Source organism: Bacterioplanoides sp. SCSIO 12839, assembly GCF_024397975.1.
Taxonomy (GTDB): Bacteria; Pseudomonadota; Gammaproteobacteria; order Pseudomonadales; family Oceanobacteraceae; genus Bacterioplanoides.
In genome coordinates, this window is record NZ_CP073745.1 from 538,933 (window position 1) to 550,989 (window position 12,057).

17 protein-coding genes are annotated in these 12,057 nt (G+C 47.4%); 5 read left to right on the forward strand and 12 right to left on the reverse strand.

All coding sequences use genetic code 11. The features are described 5' to 3' along the window. The first annotated feature begins 289 nt into the window (after positions 1–289). On the forward strand, positions 290–1,486 hold the full coding sequence (locus KFF03_RS02585; protein WP_255858717.1) for a cytochrome-c peroxidase: 1,197 nt from the start codon (positions 290–292) through the stop codon (positions 1,484–1,486). Positions 1,487–1,609: 123 nt separating this feature from the next. Next, complete coding sequence (locus KFF03_RS02590; RefSeq protein WP_255858718.1) at positions 1,610–2,398, forward strand: TIGR01458 family HAD-type hydrolase; 789 nt, start codon at positions 1,610–1,612, stop codon at positions 2,396–2,398. Positions 2,399–2,420: 22 nt separating this feature from the next. Here KFF03_RS02590 and ybaK read toward each other — a convergent pair whose 3' ends face one another. The 5 genes from ybaK to KFF03_RS02615 all read right to left on the reverse strand — a co-directional run bounded on the left by ybaK (position 2,421) and on the right by KFF03_RS02615 (position 4,699). Then, complete coding sequence (gene ybaK / locus KFF03_RS02595) at positions 2,421–2,894, reverse strand: Cys-tRNA(Pro) deacylase (protein ID WP_255858719.1); 474 nt, start codon at positions 2,892–2,894, stop codon at positions 2,421–2,423. Continuing rightward, positions 2,891–3,133 (reverse strand): DUF1653 domain-containing protein, encoded by a 243-nt coding sequence (locus KFF03_RS02600; protein ID WP_255858720.1) that lies wholly within the window; start codon positions 3,131–3,133, stop codon positions 2,891–2,893. Before KFF03_RS02600 ends, ybaK begins: the two co-directional genes overlap by 4 nt. 12 nt (positions 3,134–3,145) lie before the next feature. Then, positions 3,146–3,841 carry an SIMPL domain-containing protein gene (locus KFF03_RS02605; RefSeq protein WP_255858721.1) on the reverse strand — a complete coding sequence of 232 codons (696 nt, stop codon included), beginning with the start codon at positions 3,839–3,841 and terminating at the stop codon, positions 3,146–3,148. Between the two features lie 24 nt (positions 3,842–3,865). After that, the gene (locus KFF03_RS02610) at positions 3,866–4,192 is read right to left on the reverse strand and encodes a DUF1244 domain-containing protein (RefSeq protein WP_255858722.1); all 327 of its coding nucleotides are present in this window, start codon (positions 4,190–4,192) and stop codon (positions 3,866–3,868) included. Positions 4,193–4,315: 123 nt separating this feature from the next. Continuing rightward, a complete protein-coding gene (locus KFF03_RS02615; protein WP_255858723.1) occupies positions 4,316–4,699 on the reverse strand; it encodes a hypothetical protein in 384 nt (127 codons plus the stop codon). Between the two features lie 123 nt (positions 4,700–4,822). Here KFF03_RS02615 and KFF03_RS02620 point away from each other — a divergent pair, with 123 nt between their 5' ends. Beyond that, entirely contained in the window at positions 4,823–5,773 is a 951-nt protein-coding gene (locus tag KFF03_RS02620; RefSeq protein ID WP_255858724.1) for an AraC family transcriptional regulator, read from the forward strand. Between the two features lie 11 nt (positions 5,774–5,784). After that, entirely contained in the window at positions 5,785–6,231 is a 447-nt protein-coding gene (locus KFF03_RS02625) for a hypothetical protein (RefSeq protein ID WP_255858725.1), read from the forward strand. Positions 6,232–6,263: 32 nt separating this feature from the next. Here KFF03_RS02625 and KFF03_RS02630 read toward each other — a convergent pair whose 3' ends face one another. From KFF03_RS02630 to KFF03_RS02660, 7 genes are all read right to left on the reverse strand, one after another. Continuing rightward, entirely contained in the window at positions 6,264–6,587 is a 324-nt protein-coding gene (locus KFF03_RS02630) for a peptidylprolyl isomerase (protein WP_255858726.1), read from the reverse strand. Between the two features lie 172 nt (positions 6,588–6,759). Continuing rightward, positions 6,760–7,284 carry a paraquat-inducible protein A gene (locus KFF03_RS02635; RefSeq protein WP_255858727.1) on the reverse strand — a complete coding sequence of 175 codons (525 nt, stop codon included), beginning with the start codon at positions 7,282–7,284 and terminating at the stop codon, positions 6,760–6,762. Between the two features lie 22 nt (positions 7,285–7,306). Beyond that, positions 7,307–7,561 carry a cell division topological specificity factor MinE gene (minE, locus tag KFF03_RS02640; protein ID WP_255858728.1) on the reverse strand — a complete coding sequence of 85 codons (255 nt, stop codon included), beginning with the start codon at positions 7,559–7,561 and terminating at the stop codon, positions 7,307–7,309. Between the two features lie 10 nt (positions 7,562–7,571). Next, on the reverse strand, positions 7,572–8,378 hold the full coding sequence (gene minD / locus KFF03_RS02645) for a septum site-determining protein MinD (RefSeq protein WP_255858729.1): 807 nt from the start codon (positions 8,376–8,378) through the stop codon (positions 7,572–7,574). Positions 8,379–8,564: 186 nt separating this feature from the next. Further along, complete coding sequence (minC, locus tag KFF03_RS02650) at positions 8,565–9,275, reverse strand: septum site-determining protein MinC (RefSeq protein ID WP_255858730.1); 711 nt, start codon at positions 9,273–9,275, stop codon at positions 8,565–8,567. 5 nt (positions 9,276–9,280) lie between these two features. Further along, on the reverse strand, positions 9,281–9,634 hold the full coding sequence (locus KFF03_RS02655) for a HopJ type III effector protein (RefSeq protein WP_255858731.1): 354 nt from the start codon (positions 9,632–9,634) through the stop codon (positions 9,281–9,283). A 123-nt stretch (positions 9,635–9,757) separates the two neighbouring features. Further along, positions 9,758–11,029, reverse strand: coding sequence for a hypothetical protein (locus KFF03_RS02660; protein ID WP_255858732.1), 1,272 nt, complete (start codon positions 11,027–11,029; stop codon positions 9,758–9,760). Between the two features lie 413 nt (positions 11,030–11,442). Here KFF03_RS02660 and KFF03_RS02665 point away from each other — a divergent pair, with 413 nt between their 5' ends. Further along, positions 11,443–12,036 (forward strand): TetR/AcrR family transcriptional regulator, encoded by a 594-nt coding sequence (locus KFF03_RS02665; RefSeq protein WP_255858733.1) that lies wholly within the window; start codon positions 11,443–11,445, stop codon positions 12,034–12,036. Positions 12,037–12,057 lie beyond the last annotated feature (21 nt).

The following is a 12,057-nucleotide window of genomic DNA, read 5'->3' on the forward strand; positions in this document are numbered from 1 at the left end:
GGTTAATACATATGCCAAAACCAATAACCTTTATTCTGGTGTGGGCATATTGGGGTTTTGGCTAAGATAATTCAAATGAGAATGATTGGCAATAATAAAAGCATATAAAAATAGATCTCGGTCAATTTTGATAACTGGTTTCATTACCATTCAGGGAGTAAAATTATCGGGATTTATTTTTTCGGGTTGTAAGTTTATGAAGTACCTGACATTGGCGGCCGGCTTGGCGGCTTTAGCTTTATCGGGCTGCGGAGGATCGTCGTCTGGCAGCAAATCGACAGTGGACACTGTGACGAAAGCTGAATTGGGGGAAAAACTGTTTTCCGATAAGAATCTGTCATTCAACCGCAGTCAGTCATGTGCGACTTGTCATGATCCGGAGCGTGGGTTTATTGATGCACGCCGTAATGACGCCAGTGATGGGGATCGTGCTTCTCCGGCGTCATTGGGTGATAACGGCACGTCGATTGGTGATCGCAATGCGCCAACGGCTGCCTACATGGCATTCAGTAAAGATTTTGCCAAAGGGACTCGAGAGCGTTCGCCGAGTCAGCAAACCAGTGGTGTCGGAGAATATTCGGGTTACCTGGGAGGACAATTCTGGGATGGCCGGGCGAAAGATCTGGCGGCTCAGGCCGGAGGGCCACCAACTAACCCAGATGAAATGGGAATGCCGGATAAAGCGTCTGTTGTTGCCCGTATCCAGGAAAATGAAGGTTATATTACTTCCTTTAAAGCCTTGTATGGCGAGACTATCTTTGATGACTCGGACGCGGCTTATGACGCGATTGCGGATGCCATTGGTGAATTTGAATCAAAAAACGCTGATGTGTTTTATCCGTTTGATTCCAAATATGACCAATCGCTGACAGGGGATTATATTTACGATCCGGCTAGTCCTGCGGCTTTGGGGAAAACATTATTCTTCTCGTCAGATTTCACTTGCGGTGCTTGTCATTTATTAAGAGATAATCTGAAAGATCGTGGAGAAATATTTACCAGCTTTGAATATCACAATATTGGTGTGCCGGAAAATACCGACCTGCGTGCAGTTAATGGCGTCGCTGAAGACTTTGTTGATCTTGGGCTGGCATTAAATCCTGCAATCCCGGACTCGGAAAAAACGGAAAACGAAGGCAAATTTAAAGTCCCTACGATGCGTAATGTGGCGGTAACGGCGCCTTATATGCATAACGGCGTGTTTGATACGCTGGAAGCTGTGCTGGCGTTTTATGAACACGCAAAAATCCGCGCACGTCAGCAAAACAATCCACAACTGGCAAACACCACGCTGAACCCGGAAACCAACCAGGCATTCCGTGCTGCTGAGGTTGACCGTAATATTGAGCATGAATTATTGGGCGGCAACGACCTTAACCTGACACCGGAGCGAATCAAAGCGTTTGAATGCTTCCTTATGACGCTGACCGATAAACGTTATGAATCACTGCTGGATGCGCAAAAAGTAACAGAGTGTGGTATTTAATCTTATCTGTTTGTAACTCATTGAAAGGCTGTCGTAATTGACAGCCTTTTTTCGTTGAGGCTTTTGTATCTTCAGGTAATCAGCTGGGCTAGCGTAATAAGAACAGCAGCCGAGGGTATGATTATGCAAGCAATTCTGTTTGATATCGATGGCGTTATTTATCAGCGGGGTGCCATTATTGATGGTGCTGCAGAAACCCTGAAATGGTTGCGTCAGCAACAGATTCCCTACTTATTTGTGTCGAACTCCACGACCTTATCCCGTGATCAGATCAGTGCTCGTCTTAATTCTTCCGCCATTCCCTGTTCATCTGAGCAAATATTAACACCAGCGGTTGCTGCCAGAGACTGGATTGCAGCACACCCGGGTAAAAAAATGGCAGTGTTTGTTCCGGATGCGATTCGTCATGAATTTGATGACGTAGTGAGTTTTAACGACGATGAAGCTCAGGGCGTTATTGTGGGCGATCTGGGTGCCAACTGGAATTATTTTACCCTGAATCATGCATTCAGAATTCTGATGAAATCACCAGATATGTTACTGATGGGATTAGGCATGTCGCGTTATCAAAATGACGGCCAAGGTTTACAGATGGATTCCGGACCATTTATTAAAGCACTGGAATTTGCCGCGAATAAATCGGCATTGGTGATGGGTAAACCAGCCTCATCCTTTTTTCAGCAGGCACTGAATCATCTGGGAGTCAAAGCCGAACAGACATTAATGGTTGGAGATGATTTGATGTCGGATGTCATGGCCGCTAAAAATTGCGGTATTCATGGCTGCTTGGTGCGTACCGGGAAATACCAGTATCAGGATGAGTTGGGTGTAATAAAACCCGAGTTTGTCATTGATTCAATCAAAGATTTGCCGGGCTTATGGATGGAAGGACAGCTGGCTCAGGTGAGCTGAGCCGCTAATAAAAGCTTAAAAGTCAGGCCACAATGTCTGCAAATGACGCACGTGTCAGTTTTGCCAGGTCATGTGGTGACAACTCAATTTCCAGACCTCGCTTGCCAGCACTGACATTAATTTGAGGCTGTAATTCAGCGCTACTGTCGATCATAGTAGGTAGCGCTTTTTTTTGTCCGATTGGGCTGATGCCTCCGACAATGTAGCCGGTGGTTCGTTCAGCAACTTTGGGATCTGCCATCTCCGCTTTTTTTGCACCAAAGGCTTTGGCAATCGCCTTTAAACTCAGCTGATGACTCACTGGAATCACGGCAACACCTAACTGGCTTTTATGTCCTGTCAGGCTGACCAGCAGCGTTTTAAACACCTGGGCCTGATCCAGCCCTAAAGCTGCTGCGGCTTCTTCGCCATAAGATTCACTGCCCGGGTCGTGCTGGTATTCATGAACCGTGAAGGCAATTTTGGCTTTTTTAGCGCTGTTAATGGCTGGGGTCATTCAGCATCGGCCTTGATGAGTTCAAAGCGTGGCTTTATTTCGCCATTAATATCGATGGTTTCGACAAACATATCATACGGACGAACCCAGCTACTGAAATCGCCATATAACATTTTGTACAGCACCAGCGCTTCTTCGGTTTCGGAGTGTTTAACGACTCCAATCACCTGATACTCCATGCCTTTATAATGACGGTAGCGGCCGGGAGTAATGGTTGGTGAGCTTGTATTTTCTGACATATTAACCACGACTTATTTTAACCGGTAACGAACAATAACACGGGCTTCAATGTTTTGTTTCTGAATTAACATTGGCGCAGGTGCTGCCGATTCATCAGCCGACATCGCTTTTGCCATCGCCATCATGGGCTGTGGTGCGTGGGCATTTTCTTCCTGAATCATTAATACTTTACCCAGTTCGTTATCACTGGCTTCAGCCATTAATAAGGCTTTAGCAAAAGCCGCCTTAACAGCCTTGGCGAATGCCTGATTTTTAAGACTCTGACGATCATTAAATTTTAACTGGCTACCATGGATCTGAACTTCATCAATCATTAACAGCTGATGTGCCAGTTCGGCGTATTGTTCTTTATCGCGTAACGTGATGCTGACATCTCGGGTTACTTGCTCCCCACGATATTCACGACGGTTGTTAACCCAATCGTATTGTGCGTGATTACGAATTTGTGCGGCATCAATATCAGTTTCAGTAATGTTCAAGGCTTCTGTGGTTTTCAACAGAGACTTCATCGCCCGGTCAACCTGTTGCTTGGCTTGTTTTAAGTTAGCCGCGGTTGCACTGACGTTCAGATTAACTTGTAAATAATCCGGCATTGCCTGAATCATTCCGGCACCAGAGACCTGAATATAACGGTCATCGGCCAAGGTTGTGGTGGAAAACATCACACTGCTGGCAAATATGGCCAGGCTTATCATGATTGAGTGCATCGGGAGATCCTTTTCGTTAGCCTGTTATTTTTGCTTTGCTTCAAACTGAGCTAATTGCTCAGGCGTCGCAGGTTTTTGGTATTTTTCTTTCCACTCGCTATAAGGCATGCCATACACGGCTTCGCGAGCCTGGTCATAATCCACGTCGAGGTTCTCAGCTTCTGCTGCGGCTTTGTACCATTTAGCCAGACAGTTGCGGCAGAAATTTGCCAGGTTCATCAGCTCGATGTTCTGTACATCTTTGTTGTCATCCAGATGCTGCAATAAACGACGAAAGGTGGCAGCTTCAATGGCTTGTTGTTGTTGTTCAGGGGTTAGTTGCTCTGGGGTTAGTTGTTCAGGAGACGACATAATAATAATCCGGTGTTAAGTCACCCAATCACTATATAAAAAACACGGCGATAAATCCGTAAAGAAAGGAAAAAGGGCGCCCGAAAGCGCCTAAGGAGGTAAGGATAGAAAACGGTTTGAAAATTACTTAATCACGTCCAGGTCGTACCATGGAGTTGGGTTGATTGGGCAACGGTAACGGACACCTTCTTTACCAATGGTCACGCGGGAAATACGCTTCTCACCTGGCTCCAGTGGGAACATATCCAGGTTTGATTTAGTTGCCAGATCCTGAATCTGGAAGCCAACTAACTTGTCTGATTTATTGGTAATCACAAATTCATATTCACCGGCTTTTAGACCCGCTACGGTTTCATGGGCGGCAAAATAACCATTGTATTCATCCAGGTTAATCACGGTAACGCCGTCGTCGCGGGTCACAGGAGTACCTGCTAAAGCCCCCAGGCTTAAAGTTGCTAAGACCAGTACCGCGAAAGTCTGGCGCAGAGTCTGAAATACGTTTTTCATGATGTGTTTCCTTTAGTCGGTTCAGTAATGCTATGGGGTTAAACAATCACTGGTTGTTGCCAGCTGATGTAGACACTATAGTGGTGTTTTTATGGATTAATAATGATTAATGGTGCTTTAAATATGTCAGATAGTCCAAGTGGTGGGGTTTCTAATGCGAATGCCGCAGATATCGGTATCGGTCAGCCAGATGCGCTCAGCTCGTTATTGATTGGTCTGCAGCTGCATGGTGAGGTGTATGTCAGCGGCAGTTTTTGTGGTGCCTGGGCCGTGGACACTTCGGGTAAGCGGCACATTCCTTTTCACCTGGTGAGTGCGGGTCGTGCCTGGCTGCATATCGAAGGTCAGCCATCCCGGGTATTAAATGCCGGGGACCTGGTACTGTTTCCACGCGATCTGTCGCATACCATTTCCCATAGCGAACAACCGCCAGCAGAAGAATTGGTGAATGCCGGGTTTGACCCGAGTGAGCCAGTGACAACAGAAATGGTGTGTGGCTATTTTGATTTTACCAATAAAGCGGCCTGGCCATTATTAGAAAGCCTGGATGATGTGATCGTGCTGGATTTAAGCCAGCAAAGCCTGCAACCCGTGTTACGAGCCTTTATTGACTATATCGTTGCTGAGCTTAAACAACGTAACCCCGGCTTTCTGGCAGTGGTGAACCAGCTAGTGTATCTGTTATTTGTTCAGGTGATTCGCCAACAAATTGAAAGCGGCCGGTTAAAAGAAGGTTTGTTAGTGGCCTTGTTTGATCCCAAAATCAGCAAAGCGTTAGCGGCGATTCATAATCAGCCACAACAAAACTGGAGCTTAGTTACGCTTGCTCAGGAATCTGGTATGGGGCGTTCTTCATTTGCTGCCTTGTTTCAGAAGCTGGTGGGGATGCCAGCCATGCGTTATCTGACGTTATGGCGTATGCGGGAAGCCACGGAGTTGCTGAAATACACCAACCGCTCGATGCTCGATATTGCTGAGCAATGTGGTTATGAATCCGAAGCCGCTTTTCGTAAAGCCTATAAACAAACCATGGGAGACACTCCCGGAGCTGTTCGTAAGTCAGCCAAGCTGTGAGCAAAAATACGATGATCAAACCCTTAATGCATTTCCCGGCTCCAGCCACAGATGAACACAGTGACTTTGTATTGATGGCAGGCAGCGGAGACCCTTGCGCGCCACATATTCTGGTGTATGAGGTGATCCGCGACTTTTTATCGGCGCCGCGCAGTTTTGCCATTGTGGAAATCACATCGGCGACCTCAGGCGCGATTGAACTGGCCGCCGACAATGAATATGAGGGAATCGCTTATCACGAAGATGGCAGTATGTCGGAACTAGGTTTTTTTGTATTACAAGAAGATGTGTTGTTGGACGCCGAAGGTGCTGAAGATCATGAGGTGCCGAGTGAACAACATATTCTGATCAGCCTGGCAGCGCAGCGAATTGAGTTATTGGCTGATTCAGTGACCTTTAAACAATCACTGATTGCTGCCAGCGCGAGAGAAGCATTGGGGCTTTATTTAACCAGTTAGGATTTAACGCGTTAGGGTTTCCTGTTAATGCATTAAATATCGCTATCCGCCAGTTCGTCGGTTAACACCTCACGCTCTAACTTAGCGACGGGCTTGAGGATATGAAAACCCAGATGAGTTTTTACCGCAGGGGTATAAGGTGTTTCGCCATCCCAGTCACTCAGAGCCTTAACCAGTGGGGTCGGCAAGGTATCCAGTGAGTGGTAGCCCGCAAACCCCTGATGAGTCGCCGACTGACAGGCGGAATATTCTTCTGCTAAGTCACCGAAATCCGCCCCCAGCTCCAGTTCCTTAACAATGTCTTCGGCCAGCAGCGGGCTTTTTAACAGAATATGGTGCAGGGCTACGGTGGTCATAACTATCACTACTCAATAACAAAGTTAGGTCGTGAAAAGTTTAGCAGAAGATTGTATCTGCGCTTTCTCTGTGCAATTACTTTTAAAGCAGAGGCAGGATGCCTCGGTAGCGCAGTAGGGCCATGGATGGCCCTTCTGAGCGGTGGCTAAAAGTAATTGTATAGAGAAAGTGCTAGGAGCCTGGGTTATCGGTTGAAGGTTGATGCGCCAGTAGCTGTCCTGAAGCAATCGATAATAAACAGAACGCGCTGAACCAATAGAAACCTTGCAGCAACTCAGCCTCTAGCTCCGCGGTAGCCTGAGCGGTAAAGAAGGCCACCAGAATGGCGACCACAAATACATCCGCCATCGACCACTTGCTTACCGCGGCGATAAAGCGCCAACGCCCTGGAGAAGGGTTTAGCCAGGTGAAAATAATCATTAATGCTTTGCTTACCGGAATCACCACACTAAAGGTGACAATGGCGATGGCAACCCCGCTGTAGCCCAGGTTATGTAGTGTTTCGACCGTTTCCCAGATGGAGCGGGTTTCATGAAACATCTGAGTTTTTAAGCCAAATAAGCTCACTGATGCACTCAGGGTCATAATGGGTTCCATCACGCCGGGGTATAACAAGCCATAGCTGATGATGGCCAGCAGCAGGCCAACGCGCTGCACCCAGGATTTCTGAGTCCAGCTGTTGATAAGTGTTTGCATAGGGAAATAACGCTAGGAGAAGTTATTGATCTTCCGGCAGGGTTACATTCAGTTCCAGCACGGAGGTTTGCCCTTGTTGTTCCAGCTGTACGTTCACATCGTTGTCTTCGATATGAACGTACTTACGAATCACTGCCAGAATCTCCTGCTGTAACTGAGGCAGATAATCCGGGCCGTTATTACGCAGACGATCGTGGGCGACCAGAACACGCAGACGCTCTTTGGCGACACTGGCTGAGCTTTTTTGCTCCTTGCGGAAGATGTCCATTAAACTCATGTTGCTCTCCTTAGCCACCAAAGACGCGTTTCAGGAAGCCTTTTTTCTGCTTCTCTAAGAAACGATGTGGGCGGTCTTCGCCTAAATAACGGGCAACGGCATCATCGTACGCCTGTCCGGCATCGCTGTTCTCATCGTGAGTTACGGGGATGCCCTGGTTGGACGCTTTTAATACCGCTTCGGATTCCGGAATCACACCCAGCAGAGGAATAGCGAGAATGTCTTCGACATCTTCAACCGACAACATTTCACCACGATCAACCCGCTCTGGGTTGTAGCGCGTCAGCAATAAGTGCTCTTTAACACTTTTGCCTTGTTCGGCCATGCGCGACTTGCTTTGCAGAATACCAATAATGCGATCAGAGTCGCGTACCGAAGACACTTCCGGGTTGGTGACGATGATGGCTTCTTCGGCAAAATACAGCGCCATCTGAGCGCCGTGTTCGATGCCTGCCGGAGAATCACAGATGATGTAATCAAAGTCTTCGGATAAATCGTTCAGAACTTTTTCCACGCCTTCAATGCTCAGTGCATCTTTATCGCGGGTTTGCGAGGCTGGCAAAACAAACAGGTTTTCAAGGCGCTTGTCTTTGATCAATGCTTGTTTCAGAGTAGCTTCACCCTGAACAACGTTGACGAAGTCATAAACGACGCGACGCTCACAGCCCATGACCAGGTCCAGGTTACGCAGGCCCACGTCAAAATCGATCACAACCGTTTTGTTTCCCTTCATCGCCAGTGCGGCTGAGATGGCTGCACTGGAGGTGGTTTTTCCCACTCCGCCTTTACCGGAGGTAACAACGATGATTTTAGCCAAGGCGTAAATCCCTTAATTTTTAGTGTTGTGTCGTAAAAATGGCTGACAGCTTGTCGAATAACGTTTCCGAGGCCGCCAGTACAAGGCAAAAAATGGGTGAGAAAGCGCAGTTTATAAGTAATAAATGAGCATTCCGAGCCTATTTTTAACGCAGTAATGGCAACGTAGGTAGTTTTTCAACAGTATTTATGAAACACCCATGATATTCAAGTTAGCGCTATCGTCAGTGTCACTCTGATTGAGCTGAATCACCACTGGCTGTTTGTGTTGCTCGTGCTCATCTTCAAACAACTTATATTGCCCGGCAATCGCAACCAGCTCGGCTTCAAATTGCTGCGCACTGATGATGGCAGCTTCGCAACCTTTGGCGCCCGCCAGTGCTCGGCCGCGTAAAGCGCCGTAAATATGTACATCACCTGTAGCGATCACTTCAGCCCCCGCACTGACCATGCCCATAATGAACAGATCACCATCAAAATACAGCTGCTGACCCGAGCGCACATTTGAGTTGTGAATCTTAACGGCACGCTGGTGTTTTTCTTCAACAGATGGCTGATCTTTTACAGCATTTTGCGAAGTGGCAGGGGCTTGCTTGGTTTGGCCACGACCCAGGTCCGCCAGTTGCAAATCATTCAGCTGTGGCTGAATCGCTGGCGGGCAGTTTTTGACGGCAACGGCCTGTAATCCGGAATTCCGGCAAATGCTTTTGAGTTGTGCCAGGTCGATGGCATCCAGACCATTCAGATCCAGCACACAGGGCAGGTTATTAAATAACGCCGGCGCTTCGGCTTTTTTCTGTGATAACTGCAGCTGAATCTGTTCCAGGTCATCGCCACTGAAAGTCAGCGTTGTCAGCGGGACTAATCCCGCTTTGATTTTAACGTCCGTGCTGCTCATAAGGCTTAGGCTTTTTGCTGCAGTGGGAACTGCCCAAAGGTGATGTCGGTTAAGCCTTCTTTTAACAGGCGACGCAGGTTGTGGTGGTTATCTACGTCTGGGGTGGCAACCACATCGCGGTAATGCTCACCAAAACAACGCAACGTCTGATCCTGTGTCAGCTCCAGCAGTTGTGCCAGCGCAAATACTTTGCAGCTTCCCTGGTTCTGATCAACGGCATTGGCAACCGAACCGTTCTGGAAAGCGGATGGGGTGAAATCAAACCATGTCTCGATAAAAGCCAGCGTGCTGGCAAATTGGTGATCATCATTTTGCAGGTGTTGCAGGAAGGTAGCTTTGGCTTGTTGAAAATCGCTCATGAATAGGCTCAATAATCAGATAAAACGAGCCGAAAGGCTACCATTGCGCGCTGAGACTGTCATCGTTTGATTAATCATGAGCGAGGAAGCGCCCACTCAAAGGAGCGGACGCGAGTTGCGGGGCTATAGGCGTTCAAACTCGAGAGACTCATCCCCATCAATTGAACCATTATTATTGTCATCGAATTGTAGGGTGAGAGAATTACCACTTACCTGAGCGAAGAGGGTGCTTTCACCAACGAAATCAGTCAGCCCGGTATCCCCATTGTTATCAAAGGTCTGAGTAACGGTAAGCTGACCATTGGCAGAGTTTCTGGAATAGGTGCCCCACTCCATACCAGATGTCTCTCCTTGTTCATCAAAGGGGGCCTGCTCATCAACTTCGGCATGGACATAAGTACCGTCGGCAAAGAAGATAAATGCCAATAAGTCGTTATCAGTGGCGGTGGTAAACCAGGCGCCTTGCAAGCCATTCTCTGCCGTACGAGAGAAGGTCAGTGACTCGTCAGCTTCAATCGAGCCATTATTATTGTCGTCGAATTGTATGGTGAGTGAATCACCATCTACCTGAGCAAACAGGGTGCCTTTACCAACAAAATCAGTCAGGCCGGTATCGCCATTATTATCAAAGGTTTGGGTAACGGTCAGTTGGCCACTAACCGGGTTTCTGGAATAACTGCCCCACTCCATGCCCGATTCTTCATTTTCTTCATCGAACGGAGCCTCTTCATCGACTTCCAGATGCAGGTATGTGCCATCATCAAAGAAAACGAAAGCAAGTAAGTCGTTATCGGTCGTAGTTGTTGTCCAGACGCCTTCGATATTGCCAGTAATATCCTCAAGTGTTTCTTCAAAATGATTAACGGCATCAGTTACTGAAATCAGCGAGGTGTTGGGTGAGCCTGAATTTGATACCAGATTGGTAACAGCCGGAGATGATTCAAATTCATTCACTGGTACATCGAAGTTAATTGCAGATGCCGCAGCCTTAGCCTCTTCAGTAATGGTAATGCCATTATCCGCATCACCATCCTGATCCAGTGTTTGCAGTAAACGCAACATATTAACAACCTCAGGTGATGAGGTATCGGTTTCCCCTGCCAGGTCTAACGGCGTTACTGTTGCAGCCGCAGGTGCAGAGGGGAACTCAAGGTCTCCAATAAAAAAGGTAACATTTTCACCGCTCTGGTATTGAAATTGCCCTTGGTTATTCGTTACACCTTGAGAGGAATTCGTCCGGTATCCAATGTTAATTACTGGGCTATCAACTAATGTACCGGTTAATTGTGTTGGAATCTCTGAATCAGGGGGTGAATCATTACTTGAAGATGAGCCACCGCCGCAGGCGGAGGCTATCGCAGAAATGGCAACAGGTATTATTAATTTTCTCATCATCGAATCCTCTCATCTTATCCTTTAAGAACCGGGAAAGTTGACTGCCGGTCTGTCTACCATAGGTCAATTGCTGAAGTGTTGAAAGATCGATATGAATGTGTGTTTACTGCTCTGGAAGCTAAGCAATGGTGATTATTCGTGATCAGCTCATCATGCTGCGAAACGCGCGGATACGGCGTAAGCCATACAGGCTGAGGAGCAGTGCGGTTGCTAACTGGCTGCCCAACACAATGCTAATGCTCAATGAACTAACTCCCAAGAGATAAGTGATTACTCGCTTTTTGTTGGTTTTCATAGGTCTTGTTCACTTTATTTGCCTGAATTGAACATGATTATAAACACCGTTTAAAATAATGCTAGGATTTTAAACGCTGTTCATTATACTGCTGGTATTCAAGGTTAAGGCGCTAAGCATGGCACGCAGAAAAGATCATACCCACGACGAAATCCGTGCTCTGGCACTTGAGGCGCTGCAGTTGCATTTGCAGCAACAACCAGCCGATACCATGAGTTTGCGTAAGTTGGCGCAAGCCATCGGTTATTCTCCGGCAACTCTGGTTAACGTGTTTGGCAGTTATGATCATTTATTGCTGAGTGTCAGCGCGATTACGCTGGATCGTTTGGCGGAATCGTTAGTACATCAGTCAGATCATGAACTGACTGCCATGCAGAGGCTGCAATTCTTCGGTAAGACGTATCTGCAATTTGCTCAGCAGAATACTTATTGCTGGCAACTGCTGTTTGAGCACCGTTTACCCGCTGGTGATGAGATTCCTGATTGGCAGCAACAGCGTATTGATCAGCTGTTTGCCATGATTGAACAGGCGCTGGTGGAATTATCTTCCGACGCTGAGAATGTCCGCCAGGCGGCACGAACGGTCTGGGCATCGGTTCATGGAATCTGTACGCTGTCGCTTGGGGACAAATTGTTTTCCGACAGCCTTAGCAATGCCGATTCGATGATTGAGTCGTTAATTCATCATTACGTCATATCCTGGGCTCGCTGAGCCCTGATTTCACGAATAATA